Source organism: Pontibacter mucosus (assembly GCF_003054055.1).
Lineage (GTDB): Bacteria > Bacteroidota > Bacteroidia > Cytophagales > Hymenobacteraceae > Pontibacter > Pontibacter mucosus.
The window spans coordinates 373,860-395,495 of sequence record NZ_QBKI01000006.1 but is presented as its reverse complement, the minus strand read 5'-3'; the positions used below and the strand labels follow the sequence as shown (position 1 = coordinate 395,495).

The following is a 21,636-nucleotide window of genomic DNA, read 5'->3' as shown; positions in this document are numbered from 1 at the left end:
CAAAGATGTCCTATAGACAAGGTCAGAAGCTCACTAGCTCACTCCTTATGAAAGAAATAAACGCACTCTCCGTACGAGAGATGGTGGAAGACGACATTGAACAATTCATCCGCTACTGGGAGGAGGCCTCTCCGGCGTACCTGGAAGGTATGGGCGTGGACGTCAGTAAGCGCCCAACGCGGGAGCAGTTCGAAAAGCTGGTCATCCCCCAGCTCGGCCAGCCCATGGAAGAGAGGAAAGCCTACTTTCTGACCTGGATAAAGGATGGACACCCTGTAGGGAGTCAGCATGTAAATCAGATTGTATTCGGGGAGCAGGCCTACATGCATCTGCACCTATGGGACTCGGAAAACAGGCAGAAAGGGATGGGGCAGGAATTGGTGAAACAGTCGCTTCCCTTCTTCTTCGAGAACTTAAAGCTCCAGCAGCTTTTTTGCGAGCCTTACGCCCTGAACCCGGCGCCTAATAAGACGGTAGAAAGACTTGGGTTTACACTCGTTAAACAGCATACTACCATTCCGGGCGCCTCTAACTTTGAGCAACTTGTCAACCTGTGGAAGCTGACCCGGGAGCGGTACAATGCGATAATAGCACGACAACACCTTTGAGGAGCTACACCATCCGTTTGCTACCCACCTGCTGGAGCAGGGCATAGTTCTAGCGCTACATCCGGGTGCTGTTGAGTTACAGAAGTACCAAGACCACCGAGATGTATTCCCACGCTATTGCCCATGCTTTGGATAAAATTGTAAGCCCGCTGGATAATCTCTGGTAATCTATTCTGTTAGCTTAAACATATATTTGCGCCTGTTACTCACCAATACCAGATCCATCCAGCAAATGAGCGCTCCTGCAGGGTGTAGCAATTAAGTACATAGTGCAGATAGGCGTATGTTGTTGTATATCCAGAAGTTAGCACATATATTAAAATGAAACGATTAACTAAATTAATAGAACAGAACATATCGGTCAAAAAGGTTTTTGGGCTTTTTCTTCTGACCAATATGGTTTACGTCTACATGCTAGCCTTTACAATTCCTAAAACGATGCAATTCTCGATGGGAATGAAATTGTTGGATATGATGCCAACCGGATATGACTTGGATTATGTGAACGCGTTGTTCATCTCGCTTGGAGAGAAGGGGCGTGAAACTTATTTAACCACTCAGATACCCGTGGATATGCTTTATCCATTTCTTTTTGGGCTTTCCTATTGTTTGCTCATTGGATTTTTTCTCAACAAACTCAGCAAGTTGAATGCGCCTTATGTTTATCTTTGTGTTCTACCAATAGTTAGCGGAATTGCAGATTATCTAGAGAATTTTGGGATAATCTTAATGCTGAACATATATCCGAATTTGACACAGGCTCATGTAACTGTAACGAATTTGTTTTCAGTCATAAAAAGTATCTCAACAAGCGTATTTTTCATTGCTTTGATAATTGTGCTTATATCCCTAGGATTTAAAACAATAAAAAGAAAGAAAACAAGCGCTAACATTGTATAAGTGTAATGCGGACCAGACAGCTAAGGCAGTGAATTGGACAAGTCCCCGCACCACACTTATCCTTGACCGTTAGCAGCCATTTCAAAAACGAGCTGACACATCATCACCGACAGGAAACCAGATAATGGAAGAATTATACATTCAAACCGAACGGCTCAAAATTCGGCGCATCGATTTAGCAGACCTCTCTGACTTTCATCTCTACCGCTCAAACCCAGAAATCACCAAATACCAAGGGTTCGATGTGATGACCATGGAGCAAGCTCAGGAGTTTATCAAAGACAATGCGACAAAGCATTTTGGGAAAGCCGGCGAATGGGTGCAATATGGAGTTGAAAAGAGTGAAACAAGCCAGCTTATTGGCGATTGTGCCATCAAACTCGACTCCTATGATACAAGAATTGCAGAGATTGGCATTACCATTTCACACCTTGAGCAGAAAAAGGGCTATGCGAAAGAAGCGATGCTTGGTGTTTTGGGGTTTCTGTTTGACAAAAAAGGAATACACCGGGTAGTTGAAGTAGTGGACGCTGAGAATATTGCTTCGATTCATCTACTGAAAAGCGTAGGGTTCAGACAGGAAGGGCATTTCATTGAAAACATATTTTTCAAAGGAAAATGGGGAAGCGAGTTCCAGTATGCCATGTTGAGACGGGAGTGGGAAGAGACGAAGCTTGGCTAAAACAGAAGCGTGGAACCCATACTTAGAAATAGAACCACAGCAGCTTACAACTAAGGCTTCGTTGGGTACGGAGTGCCCACAATGAAGCCGTGGTTGGTTCTGAGGACTTTGACGCTAGGGTAACTCACAGCCAGCAAGTCCAAGGGCCGCAACGCCTACTATGCCTACTACCACTGTACGCTGGGCTGCCGGCACCGAACCAAGGCCGAGCTGGCCCACGATATTATTCTGCAGGAGCTGCGTAAGTATACCCCGTTGCAAGCGTTCAAAAGCCTGTATCGGAGCCTTATCCTGGAAGCCTTTCACACGGAGGCCAGGGAGCAGGTGGATGCCCGGAAGAAAGTGCTCCGGGAGATAAGTGATTTTGAGCAGCGCATCTCCCGGGCGCGGGATTTACTTGCTACTACAAAAATCGAACCGGAGGACTTTCGGGAAATGAAGAAGACGTACTCCGCCAACATTGAGAAGCTGGAGGCAAAATTGAACAGTTTATCAGCTAAAACAGACGTGGAGGGGCTTTTGAAGGTGGGGTTGGAACAGTTGATGCAGCTAGACTACTGTTATGAAAAAGGCAACGTCCGGGAGAAGCGAATGCTGATTGGTTCGATATTTCCGGAAAATCTGGTGATCGAAGAACTAAAAGTTCGAACCGCCCGGGTGAACGAAGTAGTTCAGGTTATCTATCTGATAAACAAGGAGTTAGGTGGTAAAAAAAATGGACAAAGAGCTCCAAAAAGCTCTTTGTCCAGTAAGGTGCACCCGAGAGGATTCGAACCCCTAACCCTCGGAGCCGAAATCCGATATTCTATCCAGTTGAACTACGGGTGCTTGGGAATGCAAAAATAGCAAGTAAACGCACATAACGAAATATCTGCCCCGAAAAATATGCACAATACTTAAAGTATAGCTCAGCGGCAAAACCGTAAGCCTTGTTTGGCAGTTCTAACATGTACTAATAGAACGCTGGAAAAACTATGGCTATGGAAAAAGTATATACCGCAGTGGTTACTGCAACAGGGGGCCGCAGAGGCCGTGTTAAATCCGATGATGGAGTTATCGACATGAAAACAAGCCTGCCCGAAGGGCTTGGAGGGCAGGGGGGAAGCACCAATCCCGAGCAGCTTTTCGCGGCGGGCTATTCAGCCTGCTTCCAGAGTGCGCTGCTCGTGGTGGCAGGCAAGCAGCACCTGCGCCTCGACCCGGAGTCTACAGTTACAGCCCACGTAGACCTGAACCGAAGAGACGACGGCGGCTATGCGCTTGGTGTAAAGCTAGAGGTGGACCTGAAGGGCGTTGACAAGGACAAAGCCAGGCAACTGGTAGAGGAAGCGCACGAAATTTGCCCCTACTCAGTGGGCACCCGCGGCAACGTGGAGGTGGAATTGGAAATCGTTTGAGTTTAGGAGTTGGGGAGTTTGGGAGTTAAAGAGTTAGAGAGTTGGGAAGTTAGAAGGTTAGAAAGTGGGTAGTGCTTTGCTTTTTTATACTTTCTGCCGCACGTTTAGCGATAGCGTAACTTGTGGCTATGTATGGCAGCAGTTTTCAACTGCTTTGCTTTGAAAAAGCAAGGGCCGCCAAGGGATTGGCTATACTTTATACTTTAGCAAAACAGCGTTTACAGCTCGTCGCTAAGGTCTGCTGAAGTATAAATTGTTGGTGAAAACACCAACAATGGCGGGAAAACTAACAATAGCTAGAATAGCTGGCGGAGGAGACAACAATGCCAACCATAAACTCCCCAACTCTTTAACTCCTAAACCCTCTAACTCTTCTATTCCCTAACGCGATGCAAAGTATAAAAACAGAAAAGGCTGCCATACGTGGCAGCCTTTTCTGTTTTTATACTTTGCTTAGATTAAGCTTGGGCTAAAACCTGCTTTACTTTGTCAGCGGCCTCTTTCAGCGCCACGGCAGAGTATACTTTCAGGCCGGACTCGTCGATGATGCGGGCACCTTCCTCAGCGTTAGTACCCTGCAGGCGCACGATGATTGGAACGCGGATGTCACCGATGTTCTTGTACGCTTCCACCACACCGTTAGCCACACGGTCGCAACGCACGATACCACCGAAGATGTTGATCAGAATGGCTTTCACGTTCGGGTCTTTCAGGATGATGCGGAAACCAGCTTCTACCGTCTGCGCATTGGCGCCACCCCCTACGTCCAGGAAGTTGGCAGGCTCGCCACCGGAAAGCTTGATGATATCCATCGTGGCCATAGCCAGACCAGCACCGTTTACCATACAGCCTACGTTGCCGTCCAGCTTCACGTAGTTCAGGTTAGAGGCACTTGCCTCCACTTCCAACGGATCTTCCTCCGTCGTGTCGCGCAGGGCAGCCAGGTTCTTGTGGCGGAACAGGGCGTTATCGTCTAAGTCAACTTTGGCGTCTACGGCCAGTATCTTGTTGTCTGAAGTCTTCAGTACCGGGTTGATCTCGAACATGGAAGAGTCAGTGTCCACGTAAGCCTTGTACAAGTTGGTCACAAACTTCACCATCTCCTTGAAAGCCTCACCCTCTAAACCGAAGGCAAAAGCGATCTTACGGGCCTGGTATGCCTGCAGGCCAACAGCCGGGTCGATCCACTCTTTGATGATTTTCTCAGGTGATTTCTCGGCCACTTCCTCAATGTCCATACCGCCTTCAGTAGAGGCCATGATCACGTTCTGGCCCTTAGCGCGGTCCAGCAGGATGCTCAGGTAGAACTCTTTCGGCTGCGACTCGCCAGGGTAGTACACGTCCTGCGCCACCAGCACCTTCTGAACCAGCTTGCCCTCAGGACCCGTCTGGTGCGTTACCAGCGTCATGCCCAGAATCTGACCGGCGATTTCCTTCACCTGGTCCAGGTTTTTGGCCAGCTTCACACCGCCACCTTTACCACGGCCACCCGCATGGATCTGAGCCTTGATTACGTGCCAGCCCGTGCCGGTTTCCTCAGTCAGTTTCATGGCAGCTTTTACTGCCTGGTCTGGCGTTTCAGCCACGATACCCTCCTGGATGCGTACTCCGTAGCTCTTCAGAATTTCTTTAGCCTGATATTCGTGTATGTTCATGCTTTCAGTTTTATTGGACGCACGAAAGTAAGCCATTATCGGCTTAAATTCAAGTAATGTGTTTTTAAAATATAACTCGCCAGGCTGCTGTTTAGCCCCATCACGTAACGAGGATTACGCGAATTGAGTAACAAAGTATACTTATTGGGAGCTTAATAATGCTACTTCGTAGCTGATTCTTATGCTGAATGTATACTTATATGCCAAGCGCGTTGCTATTGCCGCCTTGGTTGTGCTGCTGATTGGAACAGGGTTTTACCTGTTGGGGCGCCATGCCTACTTTTTCCTGCTGGTTTTTGCAGCCATCCTGCTGGCGGTGCTTTTCTGTGGCATGACAGATTGGATTGTGGATAAACTGCACCTGAAAAGGGGATGGAGCCTGCTACTGGCGGTGCTTCTATTCTTCGGGTTGATTATAGGCGCTTTCTGGCTGATTGCCCCAACTGTTAGCGAGCAGGTGCAGGAGATGCGCCAAACCATTCCTAAAGCCCTGACGCAGGTGCAGGACTGGCTGAGCCAGTATGGCTGGGGCCAGAAGCTGGTGGAGCAGGTGCCCGATGACATGAGCCAGGCCATGCCAAAGCAGGACGCGCTCCTTTCTAAGGTATCCGGGGTTTTCTCCTCTGCCCTGAGCTTCCTGGCAGATCTCCTTATTGTTATCATTACAGCGCTTTTTCTGGCATCCAACCCCACACTTTATACCGTCGGCTTCACCAAGCTGTTCCCGGTGCGTAACCGCTCGCGCGTGATGGAGGTGCTGGGCAAAAGTTATGCTACGCTCAAGTCCTGGCTGGTGGGGATGCTCTCGGCTATGGCCATCATCGGGGTAAGCTCCGCGATTGGCTACAGTCTGATTGGTTTACCACTGGCATTTGCCCTGGCACTGATCGCTTTTTTCCTGGCCTTCATTCCAAATGTGGGTCCCTGGATTGCGGGGGTGCCGGCCGTGCTGGTAGGGCTTACAGAAGGCCCGCAGATGGCCCTGTACGTGGTGCTGGTTTATGGAGGCATTCAGCTGGTGGAGAGTTATCTGATCACGCCGATCATCTTCCAGAAAACGGTAGATATGCCGCCAGCGCTGCTGCTGTTCTTCCAGGTGCTGTTAGGTATACTTCAGGGCGCCCTGGGACTGTTACTGGCAGCGCCTATACTTGCCGTCCTGATGGTGTGGGTTCAGGAGTTTTATGTGAAGGATGTGCTGGAGGCTGAGCCCCTCGATGCCTCCTCGGAGCAACATGCCGATGATAAAGTATAAATCTGCCTGCCGGTAAGTATAAAAAGCCACCCAACGTATAAGCTACCTAACAACGGCAAATTTTTTGTAGCTTTGGCTCACCATCATAGGTTTCAAGGGCAATTTATACTTTTCAGAACGTGCTGCAGGTAACGAATATCCATAAAAAATACGGGGCGCTGGAGGTGCTGAAGGGCATCGACCTGACCATTAATACAGGAGAGGTAGTTTCTATTGTAGGAGCCTCCGGGGCTGGTAAAAGTACGCTGCTGCACATACTGGGCACCCTGGACACGGCCGACACCGGTGAGGTGCTGTTCGACGACAAGAACATAGCCCGGATGAGCGCGACGGAGATGGCCCGTTTCCGCAACAGGCATATCGGCTTCATTTTCCAGTTCCACAACCTGCTGCCCGAGTTCACGGCTCTGGAGAATGTATGCCTTCCGGGTTTCCTGGCCGGGCGTCCGGAAAAGGAGGTGCGCCAGCGCGCGGAGGAGCTGCTGAACATGCTGCACCTCTCGCACCGCCTCGACCACAAACCCTCGGAAATGTCGGGTGGGGAGCAGCAGCGAACGGCTGTGGCACGAGCCCTGATAAACTCACCCAAAGTAATCTTTGCCGACGAGCCCAGCGGCAACCTCGACTCCAGAAACGCCCAGGAACTGCACGACATCTTCTTCCGGCTGCGCAACGAGTTTAACCAGACCTTCGTGATCGTTACCCACAACGAGCACCTGGCCTCCATGGCCGACCGCACTCTGGTGATGAAAGACGGCCAGATAGTGGAGGAAGTGAGAGTAGGGTAAGTAGGGAGTTTAGGAGTTAGAGAGTTAAAAAGTTAGAAAGCTAAATGGGGGCAGGCTGCGAGGCTTGTCCTTTTTTGTTTTATGCTTCTGCGAGCCTTGCGCTTCACGCATAAAAGCATCTTATACTTTACGCTGTAAGTATGTGCTTCTCAGCGCAGCTAAAATTTTATACTTTCATACCCAAATACTATATGTGGTTCCACTACCATCCTTATTTAACTTTTTAACCTTCTAACTTTCTAACTCTCTAACTCCCAAACTCCCCAACTCCTAAACTCTCTAACTCTCCCAAACTCTCTAAATCTCAACGCCTGGGATTTCCGTATTTATACTTCACCCTTCCTTCAACTTTTAGCTTCTGAGCTACCTGTGCAGTAGCGTGTAAATATTATAAAAAATATTTTGTAACTGGCTGATAATCAGCAGCATAAAATACAACTTTTTTCTTATTTTTTGCACCATTTACCCTGCTGCTCTGTTAGGTATATGTAACATAACTATGAAAGCTAAATGAGTATGAATCAACCGAATAAAGAAACTAAGGAGATGAAGAAGCCGAAGGTTGAAAGCTATGATATAGCCAAATCTGACGAGACGCTACACCTGGCTACTGACCTTGCAAAATTTATAAAAGAGAACCGCCTTTTCCAGAACATCCAGGGCAAGGAATATGTGAACGTGGAGGGCTGGCAATATGCCGGTTCGCGTTTGGGTATTCTGCCGGTGGTGGAGCACGTGGTGAACATCAGCACGGACGATGAGATTAAGTACCAGGCAAAGGTTAACCTGCTGGACCTGCGCAGTCAGTTGGTGGTGGGTGCGGGTTTTGCTATCTGTTCCAACCGCGAGCAGGGTAAAAAGTACTACCAGGAGTTCGCGATTGCCTCTATGGCCCAGACGCGGGCCATCGGTAAGGCTTACCGTAACATACTGGCCTGGGTGATCCGTGCGGCTGGGTATGAGCCAACTCCTTCGGAGGAGATGGACTATGGTGGAAATGAGGCAGCCGCTAAGCCTGCTGTGCCAACTGAGAAGAAAGCGACGATGAAATCATCCAGGGAAGCAGCACCCGCAGCGGAGGCTGAAAAGCCTGAAGAGCCGAGTGGCAGCGTGCGCTATGCTTCGGCTAAGCAGAAGGAGGAAATTATCCGCCTGCTGAACAACCCGACCATCACACGTCAGGAGAAGACCAAGATGCTGCTCAACATCAACCGCTTCGACGAGGAGCGTGCTGCGCAGGCCATCGATAAACTGAAAAAAGTAATCGAAGAGCGCGAAGACGGCCAGTCGGCAGCTGCTTAACCTGAACGTCATGCATAACCAGAATCCCTACTTCTCATGAGGTGGGGATTTTTTGTTTCTGCCAGGTATGGAAAGTATAAGGTGGCCACAGGAGCTGCTGCGCCGTATAGGGAGCAAAGCTTTCAATACAGAGTATGAAGCAGACACTACACCTTGGATTTATACTTTTGCTCATACTTTCCGGAGTAACTGCAGCTTTTGCACAGGGAGAAGAAATAGAAACAGACCGCCCCGACCAGACAGAATCATCCACGTTAGTGCCAAAGGGGACACTGCAGCTGGAGGCAGGATATTTCTTCCAGAAAGCGACCGAGCAGGGGCTGACGATTAGAACACATGCCTACCCCACCGCCCTGGTGCGGGTGGGCGTGCTGGATTGGCTGGAACTGCGGGTGCTGAGTGCGCTTAGGGACTCTGTGACAGAGAACGGGAAAGAGCGTGAGGTGAGTGGCCTTGCTCCGTTGAACCTGGGTGTAAAGGTGAAGCTGTGGGAGGAGCAGGGTTGGAGACCGGAAGCGGCTTTCCTGGTGCGGGCCGCCCTGCCGGTGGGTTCCCGCTCCTTCCGCCCCGACAATCCCGAGCCGGAGATACGCCTGATGTTTTCGAACGGGATAACTGAGAAAATCGACCTAGCCTATAACCTGACCCACAGCTGGGTGGAAGGCGAGCCCCAGAAAGGCTATACCCTTAGCCTGAGCGGCGAAGCAATTGACAAACTAACCGTTTACGGGGAGGTGTTCGGAAGCAAGCGGAAAGGGGAGAAGGCAGAGCACCAGGCAGACATAGGCGTGTTGTACCTGCTTCTACCCAACTTACAGTTCGATGTCGCTGCAGGCAAAGGCTTACATGCAGCCGCCCCCGATTTCTTCATGACAACGGGCGTTTCCTATCGATTGCCAAGGTAGTAGCCTGAGTTTATACTTTAGTTTGAACGTAAAGTATAAACCTGTCCCTTTCACCTCTCCTAAAAGTAAAGTGAGTTTTGCGGTACCGGGTCCAACCACCCCTGTCCCCTCCTTAGCCAAGGAGGGGAGCTTAGAACTGCTTTGGCTGAAGTATAAGTTTCATAGTCTCCGTTCTCGCGCGGACAGGTCGCGACCTGTCCCTACAAAATATTAACCCACACTTGCCCTTCCGAGGAAGGGAATTATACTTGTCACTCTCCCTGTCATCTCGAGCAGGGCGAGAGATCTATCGGGGATTCTAATCAGATCTCTCCCAAGGGTCGAGATGACAACAGTAGCAGTGGCTATCGAATGATTCCCAGCCTTTGGGTTGAGCGCCTTCTAGATTTCCGGTTTTGCCTCAGCGAAATTGCGACGTAGGAGCAAAGGAAATGTAGACAGCGCGATGCCCGAAGGCGAGGCCTCCCGGCCTGGGAGGGCACCAAAGCCAGAAATGCAACAGTAGCATATGTAAGTCTGGAGGATGAACGGTGGCTAATAAGGATAGCTTGGTTAGAGTTGCGGGAAGCGGTGGCTATGAAAGTATAAGCTGAAGTATAAAAGTATAGCCAAAGTATAAGTATGGCTTTTCAAGCCAGTCAAGTTACAAACTTGGCCTCATCGTAGGCACGAGTTGCAAACCCGCGCCAGCGATAGGGGGTGGAGTATAGCTAAAGTATAAAATCCTTTTCATCTCCTAATCCTGCAAATCCTGATTCAGACAAGTATAAAAGTATAGCCGGGGTAGACCCTGTTAAATTTGACCTGCGGCTAAAGTATAAATCATATTCTTCCCGGTATACCTTATCTTCGCAGAAAAGATACCAGCCTTACCTTGCACAACATCCACCACATACTCAAAACCTACTGGGGCTACGACAGCTTTAGGCCCCTGCAGGAGGATATTGTGCAGTCGGTACTGGCAGGGCAGGATACGCTGGCGCTATTGCCGACGGGCGGCGGTAAGTCCATCTGTTTCCAGGTGCCGGCCATGGCGCTGGAGGGGATTTGCCTCGTTATCACGCCACTCATCGCCCTCATGAAGGACCAGGTGGAGAACCTGAAAAAGCGGGGGATTCCGGCCGTGGCGGTATACTCTGGCATGAGCCGACGCGAGATCGACATTGCCCTGGATAACTGCGTGTATGGTGAGGTGAAATTTCTGTACCTGTCGCCGGAGCGCCTGCTCACCGAGCTTTTCCAGGAGCGGGTGAAGCGCATGAAGGTGGGGCTGCTGGCCGTAGATGAGGCGCACTGCATCTCGCAGTGGGGCTATGATTTCCGACCGCCCTACCTGCAGTTGGCCGAGCTGCGCGAAGCGTTGCCTCAAGTGCCGGTTATCGCCCTTACAGCCACTGCCACCGAACAGGTAAAGCAGGATATTCAGGAAAAGCTCAATTTTCCGAAGCCTAACGTTTTCCAGAAGAGCTTTGCCCGCGCCAACCTTTCCTACTCCTGCCTGCCAACAGAGGATAAAGCCAACCGTTTGCTGGAGATCCTGCAGCGCATGCCCGGCCAAAGCATCGTGTATATGCGCAGCCGCCGCCAAACGGTGGAGATGGCCAAGTTTCTGCAAAGTCGCCGCATTTCCGCCGCTGCCTACCATGCCGGACTAAAGTTTGAAGAGCGCAGTGCCGTGCAGCAACGCTGGGTAGAGGACAAGGTGCGGGTAATCGTAGCGACCAATGCTTTCGGGATGGGCATCGACAAGCCGGATGTGCGCCTGGTGGTGCACCTGGACCTGCCCGAGAGCCTGGAAGCATACTACCAGGAGGCAGGTCGTGCGGGCAGGGACGAGTTGTACGCCTACGCTACCATCCTTCTGGGACCGAATGATGTAAACGAATTACTGAAGAAAGTAGAGGAGTCGCACCCGCCGGTGGAGTTTATCCGGAGGGTGTACCAGTGCCTGGCCAACTACTACCAGCTGGCAGTGGGCAGCGGGCAGCTCAGCAGCTTCGATTTTGACGTAGCCGATTTTGCCAAGCAGTATAAACTCAACCCATTAGAGACGCACCATGCCATTAAGCGGCTGGAGCAGGAGGGCTACGTACAGCTGAATGAGAGTTATTACATGCCTTCGCGCCTGATGCTGGCTCTGGAGAATACGGAACTCTACAACTTCCAGCTCAAGAACCCGGAGCACGATAAGCTCATTCAGCTTATACTCAGGATGTATGGCGGAGAGGCTTTTGTGAATTATGTGAAGGTGCGCGAGCGGAAGATGGCCGAGCTGCTGAAGATGCCGGAGCCTGAACTGCGCCGCAAACTGGAGTACCTGCACAAGCTTCAGGTTATTCATTATGAGCCCCAGCACGACGCTCCTCAGCTTGTTTTTACAAGCCCGCGGGAGGAGGCCAGCCGGGTTATCCTCAATACAAAAAAACTGATCACCCTGCGCGAGCGGGCGCTGCACCAGGCCAAAGAGATGAGCCGCTACGTGCAGACCGAAAACCGCTGCCGCACCCAACTGCTGCTGGAGTACTTTGGAGAAATATCCGACAAAAGCTGCCGCATCTGCGACTACTGCCTGGCTGAAAGAAAGAAGCAGCGGCAACAAGGGGAGCTCTCCTCGCTGCGTAGCAAGGTGCTGGAGCTTTTGCAGGTAAAGCCATACTTGCCCAAGGAGTTGGTGCAGCAGTTCGAGCCGAAACACGCTGAGACTGTAACTGAACTAGTCCGGGAGCTGCTGGATGTTGGCAAGCTGCGTTACCAGGAGAGCGGGAAGCTGGAGGCCATCCTATAAGCTGTTTTCTCACCCTCGCATAACCCTATTTTACCCATGTCCATACTTGGTTAGCGTAAAACCAACGCCCAATCAGGTAAGCTGATGCAACTAAGCTGTACTTTCCGGAATCTTGTTACCATCAACTATACAGCGTAAAACTATGAACAAGATTACCCGAAAAGTCACAGGAATCGGAAGCAAACTGCTGGTTGCGGTGCTGGCCACCTTCCTCATCAGCGCCTGCGAGGACAACAACTGCATTAAGGGCGAGGGCGCTGTGGAAACGCGTACGCTGAACCTTCCGCCATTCTCCAAAGTGGAGGCAAACGGCGACTTTAAAGTATACCTCACACAAGGCCAAACACAGAAAGTGGAAGTGAAGGGCGAACCAAACATCCTTGACCAACTGAATACAAGTATAAGCAACGGCACCTGGGAAATTGAGCACCGCGACTGCGTGCGAAAAAGTAAGACCGTGGAAGTATTCATTACCATGCCGACTGTGCAGTCGCTGTCCTTAAATGGTTTAGGGCATATCCGGAGCCAGGATGCGTTTGAGGTGGATGAAATGCTGGTGGAGGTAAACGGCTCGGGGGAAGTAGAAGTTGGCGTGAGCGCAGCCAAGGTGATAACGCGGGTGACCGGGTCCGGGAAGGTGGCGCTGCGGGGCCAGACAGACCTGCACCACATCAACATGTCGGGCTCGGGCAAGGCCGCCGCTTTTGAATTACAGGCAGAAGACGTAACCGTGAACTTATCCGGCTCTGGTATGGCCGAGGTCTATGCCAATAAATCCCTGACGGCCGATATCACGGGGAGCGGTGTTGTGTACTACCAGGGAAACCCAACCGTGAACACCAATATCTCCGGTTCGGGCAAGGTGGTGAAAAGGTAATTGCTTTTGCCTGAAGTTTAACTTAGTGACAGTTTCTGCAAATCAGGGGCGGATGGACCATGAGCTTTGTATTTCCTCAACAAGCTTACCTGATTTTGCGACGGGTGTACAAGTATAGATGCTCCACTTTGTCCCGGGCCCAGGGGGTGCGGCGGAGGAATGTGAGGCTTGATTTTATACTGGGGTTGTTCTTAAAGCAATTGAGGTTGATCTTATGGCTCAGATGCTCCCAGCCATATACTTCCACCAAATGCTCCAGCATTGCCTGCAGCGTCACGCCGTGCAGTGGGTTGTTTTTCTGTTCTTCTGCCATACTTCAAAAGTACGCATTTTCAGTTGAAAGTATAACCAATCCCACAGCGGCCACTACCGTATAAGGGGGCTATGTTAGAAGAACTCATCATTCGGTCGCTGGCCGATACACTGCCAAATCATACTTTAGACGCGTTATTTTTATTCGGACAGACAGCAGATAACCAGGAGTCGGGCTTTGCAGTGGCTGAACGACTGGTGCGGGAGGCGCAGGTTCAGAGAGTATTGTTCCTGCAAACCAGGCCTCTCTGCGGCTACCCCGGCTACGAAGCATGGCACGCGCAACTGACAGCCAAAGGTATAGCTGCGGATAAACTGGAGGGCATCCCAGACCCTGGTAAGGAGCACCTGCACACGCTCATCGAGGCAGAAGCCATGGTGAAGCACGCCAAAAACAAGGGCTATAAAAGTATAGCGGTGGCGGCAGCGCCTTTTCAGCAGCCGCGCGCCTTCATGGCGGCTGTTACTGCGGCCCATCGGCATCACCCTTCTTTATACTTGTACAGCCTGCCCGGCAAAGCCCTGCCGTGGTGCCGCGAGGTAACGCACTCGCAAGGGAAGGTAGAGGACACCCGCGCCGGGCTGATTGCCGGAGAAATGGAGCGTATCCGCAGGTATAACACGCAGGGCGATCTGGACTCGGTAGAGGAGGTGCTGGGCTACCTGAACCGCCGCGATCGGGGGCAGCTTTAATTCCGGGTATCCGTAAGTATAACCCACATCCCAAAGTATAAACGTATGGCAAAAGAGAATAAACCCGAGGCCTGGATGAGCGGGCCTGTGGAAGGAATTCCGCCCCTCTTGCAACCCGTGGCCCATGCGCTGCTGCAGGCCAGGGAGGAGGTACATACCTATTTGGAAGGCTTCCCGGACAAGCTGCTGTGGGAACGACCGGCCGGCGTGGCCTCCGTAGGCTTCCACCTGCAGCACCTGAAAGGCGTACTCGACCGGCTCTTTACCTATGCGCAGCGGCAGCAACTAAGCGAGGAGCAGCTGAGTTATCTGTACGCCGAAGGCAAACCCGCAGCGAACCAGACGTACCAGGTGCAGGACCTGCTAAAAGCCTATGATGAACAGGTAGATAAGGCACTGGAGCAACTTAAAACGATCGATGAAAGTGCCCTGACCGATTTCAGAGGCGTGGGTCGCAAGCAACTGCCTTCTACGGTACAGGGCCTGCTTTTTCATGCTGCCGAGCATACCATGCGCCACGTGGGGCAGTTGCTGGTAACGGCAAAAATACTGCTCCACCAGGAGAAAGGGTAGGGGAGCCCTACCGCTTCTCCAGCTTCTTCAGCTCCTGATCAATGTATGCTTTCGGGAGCCACTGCTTGCCTACCAGCACTCCCTCAATGTTCTGTGTCTCTCTGATGTTCTCCAGCGGGTTACCTGCAACCAGAATCAGGTCAGCGACAGCGCCAGCTTTTATTACGCCCAGGTCGGGGCGGTTGTAGAACTTGCCAACGTTTACAGTCCCGGTCTGAAGTGCCTCGTAGGGAGTGAGGCCGGCAGCTACCAGGTATTCCAGCTCCTGGTGCGTGGAGAAACCCGGCACGTTGAAAACCTGCGGCGCGTCGGAGCCCAGCAGCAGCCCCACGCCATTCTTCTGGCATTCGTAAATCAGCTTGCGTCGCAGTTGCATGTAGCGGTCAATGGCGGCCGGATCATACTTCGGGTTCGCCATAAACTTTTGCTTGGAGGCAACCCAGTTTTCCAGGATATTGGGGCTCATGTAGACCATTTCCGGGCTTTTTCGAAGCACCTCGGGAGCCTTATCGGCAGCGATCCAGCGCTCGGCCAGCGCCTGCGTGGGCACCACCCAAATGTTGTTCTCGCGCAAAGCGCTTACTAGTTTGGGGATACGCGACGCATCAGCCTGATCGGAAATAAACATGGCAAACAACCCGGTCTCCTGCTCGGGTATACTTTCCAGGTTTGGTATTAGGCTCTCCACAAAGCCATCCAGGTGATCAATGGTCGCATAGCCGGCCTCTATGGCGCGCCACACCCCCACGTCGTACGACACATGCCCGGCATAGGGAATGTCCTCGGCTTTGGCTGCCTTGGCAATGGCTCCGAAGGTTTCCGGCGTCAGCCCAGGGTGCAGCTTCAGAAAGTCGTATCCTGCCTGCTTTTGCTGGCGCACCATCTCAGCCCCTTGCTCCGGGCTCTTCACGCTGCCGCCGTTAAACGAGGGCCCGGAAGTATAAAAGCGCGGGCTCAGCAGCTCGCCCTTCTCAATCATGCTGCGTAGCTCCAGGTGGCGCGGGTGGCCCAGCATTCCTCTAATGGTCGTCACGCCCTTCAAAGCGAACAGCCTGACGACCTCCTTCATCGGTTCCAGGTCATCCACGGGAGGCACGTGCGCATGCATCTCAGCCAGCCCGGGCATCAGGTATTTCCCTTTGGCATCTATTACCAGGGCTCCCTTGCCATACTTTACCTTACCCGTACTGCCCATGGCCGTAATCTTGCCATCCCTTACCACGACATCCTGGTTCTGCAGCACCTGTTCCTTATCCATCGGCACCACGTGCACGGCGCGGAACACTATATCACGGTTAGCGGAGTTTACCGCCTCCTGCGCCTGCGCCATACTTGCCGAAAGTATAAACAGGCAGGAGAAAATCAGGTTCAGTAGGAAAGAGCGTAGCGTGGGCTGCATATCCAGGTTGTTAAACAGTTGATGATCAGAAGAGTCCTTGAATTTATACTTTCCCTGCTATACGGAACACCTGCATTTTTTGCTGTGGCCGGGTTATTTTCTCTGGATAGGAAATGGTGCCGGGAAGCTACCTAAAAGAAAACCACCCTGCCACTTTGAGGTAGCAGGGTGGTTTATACTTTGATTTGAGTGCCTGTTAAAGGTAGCCGTAGCGCTCCACAGCCTCACGCTCCAGCCGCTCGCGGTGGTCCGGGTGGGCAATGTTGATGAGGGCCTTGGCGCGCTGGCGCAGGTTCTTGCCGTACAGGTAAGCCACGCCATACTCGGTCACCACATAGTGCACGTGCGCGCGGGTAGTCGTCACGGCAGCTCCTTCGTTTATGAGCGGGGTGATGCGGGAGATGCCTTTGTTCGTTACGGAAGGCAGCGCGATGATGGGTTTCCCGCCCTCGGACAAAGCCGCCCCACGGATGAAGTCCATCTGCCCGCCAATGCCGGAGAACTGATACTTACCAATCGTATCAGCCACCACCTGGCCCGTCAGGTCTATCTCGATGGCGCTGTTAATGGCCGTTACCTTCGGATTGGAGCGGATGATGGTTACATCGTTCACGTAGTCGGTGCGCTGCATCAGGATGAGCGGGTTGTCATCCACAAAATCGTAGAACTTGCGGTGCCCCACAATAAAGCCGGTAGCAATGCGGCCCGGGTGTCTGTACTTGTGCTCGTTAGTGATCACACCTTTCTCCACCAGCTCCATCACGCCGTTAGACATCATCTCGGTATGAATGCCCAGCTCCTTGTGGTTGGTCAGGCTGCTGAGTACGGCATCCGGTATGGCACCGATGCCCATCTGCAGGGTAGCACCGTCTTCCACCATCTCGGCAATATAGCGGGCGATGGTTTTTTCCTTCTCCGTTACACGCAGGCTGTAGTCCACCTCCGGAAGGGCCTCGTCAACCTCCACCAGCACATCAAAGCGCTTCATGTGGATCAGGCCGTCGCCGTGGGTGCGCGGCATCTGGGGGTTTACCTGGGCGATCACGTGCCTGGCGTTCAGTACGGCCTCCCGGGTAATATCGACCGATACACCCAGCGAGCAGTAGCCGTGGCGGTCGGGCGGCGATACGTGTACAATGGCCACGTCCAAGGGCATCAGCCCAGACCGGAACAGGCGCGGAATTTCGCTCAGGAAGATGGGCACGTAGTCGCCGCGGCCGGAGTTAACGGCATCGCGCACGTTGGCCGATACGAACAGGGAGTTGATGAAGAAGGAGTCTTTGTAGCGCTCCTCCGCCAGCGGAAACTCGCCGTAGGTGGTGATGGTAACCAGCTCCACGCCGCGCAGTTCGTCGGCGCGCTCGGCTAGTTTGCGCACCAGGTACTGCGGCGTGGCAGCACTGCCCTGGATGAATACGCGGTCGCCGGACTTGATAACAGCCAGGGCTTCTTCGGCTGTTTTATAGGTTGTGTTGTAGGTACTCATAAGCATGTTGTCTTTGACTAAAGTTACCAAACATTGGTGACTTTAGGACCGTCATTAATTCAAAAAAACGGCGGCATGTGAGTAAATACTCATTAAGGTACAAACAAAGCAAGGTAAACTACAGACAGGGCCGCTGCCTATACTTTACCTTGCTTAATGTTTGAAAAAAATTAGTAGTCGCTTCGCTCGATGGCGGCCACACCCGGCAGGGTCTTGCCTTCCATGTACTCCAGCAGGGCGCCCCCGCCGGTGGAGATATAGGACACGCGGCCGGCGTAACCCAGTTTGTTTACGGCTGCCGCAGAGTCGCCGCCGCCTATCAGCGAGTAGGCGCCTCTGGCCGTCGCGGCCACCACGGCGTCGGCTACCGCCTCTGTGCCCACCGAGAAGTTCGACATCTCAAACACGCCCATAGGGCCGTTCCAAAGTATGGTTTTGGAGTTGGCGATAACGTCTGCATACAGCTCACGCGACTCCGGGCCGATGTCCAGGCCCATCCAGTTCTGCGGGATGTGGTGGCTCAGTTTGGTGTCGATGTTGGCGTCGTTGCTGAAGGCATCGGCAATGACAGAATCCACCGGGATCATGATGTTCACGCCTTTCTCCTTGGCCATGCGGATGAGGTCGTTTGCCAGGTCCAGCTTGTCTTCCTCTACCAGCGAGGAGCCAATCTCGCCCCCGTCTGCCTTCACGAAAGTATAAGCCATGCCTCCGCCAATGAGCAGGTTGTCCACGCGGTCGAGCAGCTTCTCGATGATCAGGATTTTATCGGAGATTTTGGCGCCGCCCATGATGGCGGTGAAAGGACGCTCGGCATTTTCCAGCACGCGGCGGGCATTGTCCAGCTCGGACTGCATCACATAGCCCATCATTTTGTCGTTCGGGAAGTAGCGCGCAATCACGGCCGTGGAGGCATGCTCGCGGTGGGCTGTGCCGAAGGCGTCGTTCACGTACACATTGCCTAAAGTAGAGAGGGCTCTGGCAAACTCGGCGTCTCCTTTTTCCTCCTCCTTATGGAAGCGCAGGTTCTCGAGCAACAGTATTTCGCCGGGCTGCAGTTCCTGTGCCATCTGCGCCGCCTCCGGGCCTACACAATCAGGGGCGAAGGCCACGCGGGTGTTAAACTCCTGCTCCAGGCGCGGCACCAGGTGGCGCAGCGAGAATTTCTCCTCCGGCCCGCTCTTGGGGCGGCCCAGGTGCGACATCAGGATCACGGCACCGCCATCGTTCAGGATTTTCTGGATGGTAGGCACCGCTGCGCGGATGCGGGTATCGTCCGTAATCCTGTAATCCTTGTCGAGGGGTACGTTGAAGTCCACGCGCACCAGTGCCTTTTTGCCGGCGAAGTTATACTCGTCTATATTTCTTGTCATGTTTGGGTATGGTTTAGTTGTGAAAGCGTTACTCGTTGTTCGTGAATAGCGGTGTTTTTGTTACCCTACAAATATAGTGTTTTGCCTATAGTGATGTGCGCCAGCGCCAAAAGAAATGACACGCAAGCGCTTGCACAGCCGCTACCTCACCCAGCTTACTTTCTCTTCCAGGGGCACCTGGCGTTTGCCCGGGTGCGCCGCGTTGTCTCCGTAGCCTAAGTATAGAATGCCCAGCACGATATCCTGCTCCCGCAACTGCAGGTGGTTTTTCATGGCAGGATGGTAGGCCATGCCGCCTGAGCCCCAGTAGCTGGCCAGGCCCAGGGCGCTGGCTCCCAGCAGCAGGTTCTGGATGGCACAGGAAGTGGCGGCAATCTCCTCCAGCTCCGGAATTTTGGGCAGCTCGCCGCGGCGCATGTAGGTTACCAGGATGTGCGATGCCTGCTCGCCCATGTGCCGAAGTTTTTCATACTTGTCCTGGATGAATTTATCGGCTGGAATATGCTGCTTGTATAGTTCGGCGTGCTGCTGGCAAAAGTGCTGACGGGCTTCATCGGAATAAACTATAAAGCGCCAGGGCTCGGTATGCCCGTGGGTGGGGGCCCAGTCGGCTAGCTGCAGCAGTTGCATGATTTGCTCGTCGGGGATGCGCTGCCCGTTCATTTTGGGTGGCTTGGTGGTGCGGCGCGTCTCAATTACCTGCTTTATACTTTGAAAAAGGTCGTTCATGGTGTTGAATACTATTTGATATGTCTATACTAAGGTAAGCGTATAATCGCTCAAATGTTATTTTAAAGTATGATTGTGGCCCGGGCTGGCGGTTTCTGTTTCAGGAAACATGCCACGTAATTTCAGATACAAAGGATACTAAACCCAGAACACTTTGGCAATTTCAGCGTTGAGCAGCTTGTAGTACGGTTTTTACTCCCTACCTTTATTTGCTTTTAAAGCGAGACACCTGTCTGTATGATGAATTTTGAAAAGCTATTTGCAAGTATACCAGAGGCCCTTGTGGTGGTGGCGCCGGAGCCTGATTACCCCATCCTGGCCGCCACCGATTTTTACCTGAAACTTACCATGCGGAAGCGGGAGGACATAATTGGCCTGAAGTTTCTGTTGGAGGCTTACCCGGAGCGCGACGTGTCTTACGAGGAGAACAAGGTGCGTAAGTCGCTGGACAAAGCCCTGAGCACCCGCCAGGTGGATTACCTGGACGTTATCCGCTATGACCTGGTGAAGCCGGACGGCACCTACGACGTGCGTTATTGGGAGGCTTCGCATACGCCGGTGCTGGATGGGCAGGGCCAGGTGTTATACATCATCCAGCACACCTCAGACGTGACGGAACGGGAGAAGGCAAAGGATGCACTGAGCGCCACAAGAGAAGAGTACCGCTTTATGGCAGAGGCCATGCCGCAGCTTGTCTTCACGACCGACGGTGCCGGGAAGCTGACATACTTTAATAAACGCTGGGAGGAGTATACCGGGGTTCCGTTGCCAACACTCCTGGAGGAGGGGTGGCAGGACATTATACACCCGGAGGATTTGGCTTCCACAGCTGCCAAATGGGAAAGCTCTATGAAGACAGGGGAGCCTATGCAGGTAGAGCTCCGCAAGCGCGACAAGAACGGCGTGTACCGCTGGCACCTTTGCCGCTCGCTGCCCATGAAAGATAAGGAAGGAAACATCACCATGTGGGTGGGCAGCTCGACGGACATTCACGAAACCCGCAAGCTGGTGCAGGAACTGCTCGAAACGAATGAGCAGATGGCGCTGCTGTCGGACCAGGTAAAGCTGGCCTACGAGAAAGCAGAGTCGCGCCGGGCGATCCTGGAGCGGCTCATCATGAAGGCACCTGCGATGTTCTGTGTTTTGCAAGGCCCTGAGCACCGCTTTGAGCTGGTCAATGAAAAGTATCAGATGCTGTTCCCGAATCGTCAGCTGCTTGGTAAAACGGTTGCCGAGGCCCTGCCCGAAGTGATTGATCAGGGCTTTGTGAACTTGCTGGACAACGTTTACAGAACAGGAAATGAGTTTGTGGCTGAGGAAATTCCCATCAAGCTGGACAGGCAGAACAATGGCCAGCTGGAAGAAATATTCATGACCTTTATTTACCAGGCCATTCACGAAGGGGATGAGGTGACAGGCATCCTGGTTTTTGCCTACGAGGTAACCGAACAGGTACTGTATAAGAAAAAGCTGCAGGAACTCAGTTAAAGTATACGCATGGAAGTTGGGGGCAGGTTAGAAGGAGCCGGTAGATGAATTTAGCTCAATTAGATTTTCAACAGCTTAGGATTAAGCACATCCTATACAAATCCAAGGTACGATCCGTGCTTTACGGAGGCGTGTACGATGAGGCCTTTTTCTCTCGCACCGGCCCCGTTCATCAGTGGTTTTCGACGGTGGGCAGCGTGAGATATTCGCACGAGCCTGAGTTGCATGAGCTGGTTACGGTGCACCAGGAGTTAAATAACACCGCTCACCAGCTGTTCAGCCTGTATAAGAGCGGGAAGATAGACCAGGCACACGAGGGGATGAAGAGCGTCGAGCTTACCTCGGATAGGTTTCTGCAATTGCTGGCCAGGATGGAAAACCGACTGAAGGATGATGCATAAAAAAGCCGCCTGACTTTAATCAGGCGGC

General features: G+C 52.5%; 20 protein-coding genes and 1 tRNA gene. 14 read left to right on the top strand and 7 right to left on the bottom strand.

The genetic code is table 11. From position 1 onward, the window contains the following. Nucleotides 1-47: 47 nt before the first annotated feature. From C8N40_RS13905 to C8N40_RS13895, 3 genes are all read left to right on the top strand, one after another. Nucleotides 48-608, top strand: coding sequence for a GNAT family N-acetyltransferase (locus tag C8N40_RS13905; protein WP_108212410.1), 561 nt, complete (start codon nucleotides 48-50; stop codon nucleotides 606-608). 321 nt (nucleotides 609-929) lie between these two features. Continuing rightward, a complete protein-coding gene (locus C8N40_RS13900; protein ID WP_108212366.1) occupies nucleotides 930-1,508 on the top strand; it encodes a hypothetical protein in 579 nt (192 codons plus the stop codon). A gap of 124 nt (nucleotides 1,509-1,632) precedes the next feature. Beyond that, on the top strand, nucleotides 1,633-2,190 hold the full coding sequence (locus C8N40_RS13895; RefSeq protein WP_108212365.1) for a GNAT family N-acetyltransferase: 558 nt from the start codon (nucleotides 1,633-1,635) through the stop codon (nucleotides 2,188-2,190). Nucleotides 2,191-2,944: 754 nt separating this feature from the next. Here C8N40_RS13895 and C8N40_RS13890 read toward each other — a convergent pair. Then, nucleotides 2,945-3,018: transfer RNA gene (locus C8N40_RS13890), tRNA-Arg, on the bottom strand. Between the two features lie 152 nt (nucleotides 3,019-3,170). Here C8N40_RS13890 and C8N40_RS13885 point away from each other — a divergent pair. Next, nucleotides 3,171-3,587 carry an organic hydroperoxide resistance protein gene (locus C8N40_RS13885; RefSeq protein WP_108212364.1) on the top strand — a complete coding sequence of 139 codons (417 nt, stop codon included), beginning with the start codon at nucleotides 3,171-3,173 and terminating at the stop codon, nucleotides 3,585-3,587. A 458-nt stretch (nucleotides 3,588-4,045) separates the two neighbouring features. On the opposite strand, the gene sucC is transcribed toward C8N40_RS13885, so the two are convergent. Next, nucleotides 4,046-5,242 carry an ADP-forming succinate--CoA ligase subunit beta gene (gene sucC / locus C8N40_RS13880; protein WP_108212409.1) on the bottom strand — a complete coding sequence of 399 codons (1,197 nt, stop codon included), beginning with the start codon at nucleotides 5,240-5,242 and terminating at the stop codon, nucleotides 4,046-4,048. 181 nt (nucleotides 5,243-5,423) lie between these two features. Between sucC and C8N40_RS13875 the strand changes: the two genes are divergently transcribed. From C8N40_RS13875 to C8N40_RS13850, 6 genes are all read left to right on the top strand, one after another. Beyond that, nucleotides 5,424-6,497 (top strand): AI-2E family transporter, encoded by a 1,074-nt coding sequence (locus C8N40_RS13875; protein ID WP_108212363.1) that lies wholly within the window; start codon nucleotides 5,424-5,426, stop codon nucleotides 6,495-6,497. A 119-nt stretch (nucleotides 6,498-6,616) separates the two neighbouring features. Beyond that, nucleotides 6,617-7,285: an ABC transporter ATP-binding protein gene (locus C8N40_RS13870; protein WP_108212362.1), complete on the top strand. Its 669-nt coding sequence runs from the start codon at nucleotides 6,617-6,619 to the stop codon at nucleotides 7,283-7,285. Nucleotides 7,286-7,801: 516 nt separating this feature from the next. Beyond that, nucleotides 7,802-8,587 (top strand): hypothetical protein, encoded by a 786-nt coding sequence (locus C8N40_RS13865; RefSeq protein ID WP_108212361.1) that lies wholly within the window; start codon nucleotides 7,802-7,804, stop codon nucleotides 8,585-8,587. A 134-nt stretch (nucleotides 8,588-8,721) separates the two neighbouring features. Further along, nucleotides 8,722-9,492: a transporter gene (locus C8N40_RS13860; protein WP_108212360.1), complete on the top strand. Its 771-nt coding sequence runs from the start codon at nucleotides 8,722-8,724 to the stop codon at nucleotides 9,490-9,492. 874 nt (nucleotides 9,493-10,366) lie between these two features. Next, the gene (locus C8N40_RS13855) at nucleotides 10,367-12,277 is read left to right on the top strand and encodes a RecQ family ATP-dependent DNA helicase (protein WP_108212359.1); all 1,911 of its coding nucleotides are present in this window, start codon (nucleotides 10,367-10,369) and stop codon (nucleotides 12,275-12,277) included. 142 nt (nucleotides 12,278-12,419) lie between these two features. Next, nucleotides 12,420-13,154 carry a head GIN domain-containing protein gene (locus C8N40_RS13850; protein WP_108212358.1) on the top strand — a complete coding sequence of 245 codons (735 nt, stop codon included), beginning with the start codon at nucleotides 12,420-12,422 and terminating at the stop codon, nucleotides 13,152-13,154. Nucleotides 13,155-13,239: 85 nt separating this feature from the next. On the opposite strand, the gene C8N40_RS13845 is transcribed toward C8N40_RS13850, so the two are convergent. Beyond that, nucleotides 13,240-13,467 carry a VF530 family protein gene (locus C8N40_RS13845; RefSeq protein ID WP_108212357.1) on the bottom strand — a complete coding sequence of 76 codons (228 nt, stop codon included), beginning with the start codon at nucleotides 13,465-13,467 and terminating at the stop codon, nucleotides 13,240-13,242. 71 nt (nucleotides 13,468-13,538) lie between these two features. Between C8N40_RS13845 and C8N40_RS13840 the strand changes: the two genes are divergently transcribed. Continuing rightward, nucleotides 13,539-14,159: a hypothetical protein gene (locus C8N40_RS13840; RefSeq protein ID WP_108212356.1), complete on the top strand. Its 621-nt coding sequence runs from the start codon at nucleotides 13,539-13,541 to the stop codon at nucleotides 14,157-14,159. A gap of 45 nt (nucleotides 14,160-14,204) precedes the next feature. After that, entirely contained in the window at nucleotides 14,205-14,732 is a 528-nt protein-coding gene (locus C8N40_RS13835; RefSeq protein WP_108212355.1) for a DinB family protein, read from the top strand. Nucleotides 14,733-14,739: 7 nt separating this feature from the next. Here the strand turns inward: C8N40_RS13835 and C8N40_RS13830 are convergent, their stop codons facing one another. The 4 genes from C8N40_RS13830 to C8N40_RS13815 all read right to left on the bottom strand — a co-directional run bounded on the left by C8N40_RS13830 (nucleotide 14,740) and on the right by C8N40_RS13815 (nucleotide 19,719). Then, nucleotides 14,740-16,131, bottom strand: coding sequence for an amidohydrolase family protein (locus C8N40_RS13830; protein WP_342749973.1), 1,392 nt, complete (start codon nucleotides 16,129-16,131; stop codon nucleotides 14,740-14,742). A 196-nt stretch (nucleotides 16,132-16,327) separates the two neighbouring features. Then, nucleotides 16,328-17,617, bottom strand: coding sequence for an acetyl-CoA hydrolase/transferase family protein (locus C8N40_RS13825; protein ID WP_108212354.1), 1,290 nt, complete (start codon nucleotides 17,615-17,617; stop codon nucleotides 16,328-16,330). A gap of 170 nt (nucleotides 17,618-17,787) precedes the next feature. Continuing rightward, complete coding sequence (locus C8N40_RS13820) at nucleotides 17,788-18,990, bottom strand: phosphoglycerate kinase (protein ID WP_108212353.1); 1,203 nt, start codon at nucleotides 18,988-18,990, stop codon at nucleotides 17,788-17,790. A gap of 141 nt (nucleotides 18,991-19,131) precedes the next feature. Beyond that, on the bottom strand, nucleotides 19,132-19,719 hold the full coding sequence (locus C8N40_RS13815) for a nitroreductase family protein (RefSeq protein WP_108212352.1): 588 nt from the start codon (nucleotides 19,717-19,719) through the stop codon (nucleotides 19,132-19,134). A 237-nt stretch (nucleotides 19,720-19,956) separates the two neighbouring features. On the opposite strand from C8N40_RS13815, the gene C8N40_RS13810 reads away from it, so the two are divergent. Beyond that, nucleotides 19,957-21,207: a PAS domain-containing protein gene (locus tag C8N40_RS13810; protein ID WP_245905122.1), complete on the top strand. Its 1,251-nt coding sequence runs from the start codon at nucleotides 19,957-19,959 to the stop codon at nucleotides 21,205-21,207. A gap of 44 nt (nucleotides 21,208-21,251) precedes the next feature. After that, nucleotides 21,252-21,608 (top strand): CZB domain-containing protein, encoded by a 357-nt coding sequence (locus C8N40_RS13805; protein WP_108212351.1) that lies wholly within the window; start codon nucleotides 21,252-21,254, stop codon nucleotides 21,606-21,608. The last annotated feature ends 28 nt before the right edge of the window (nucleotides 21,609-21,636 follow it).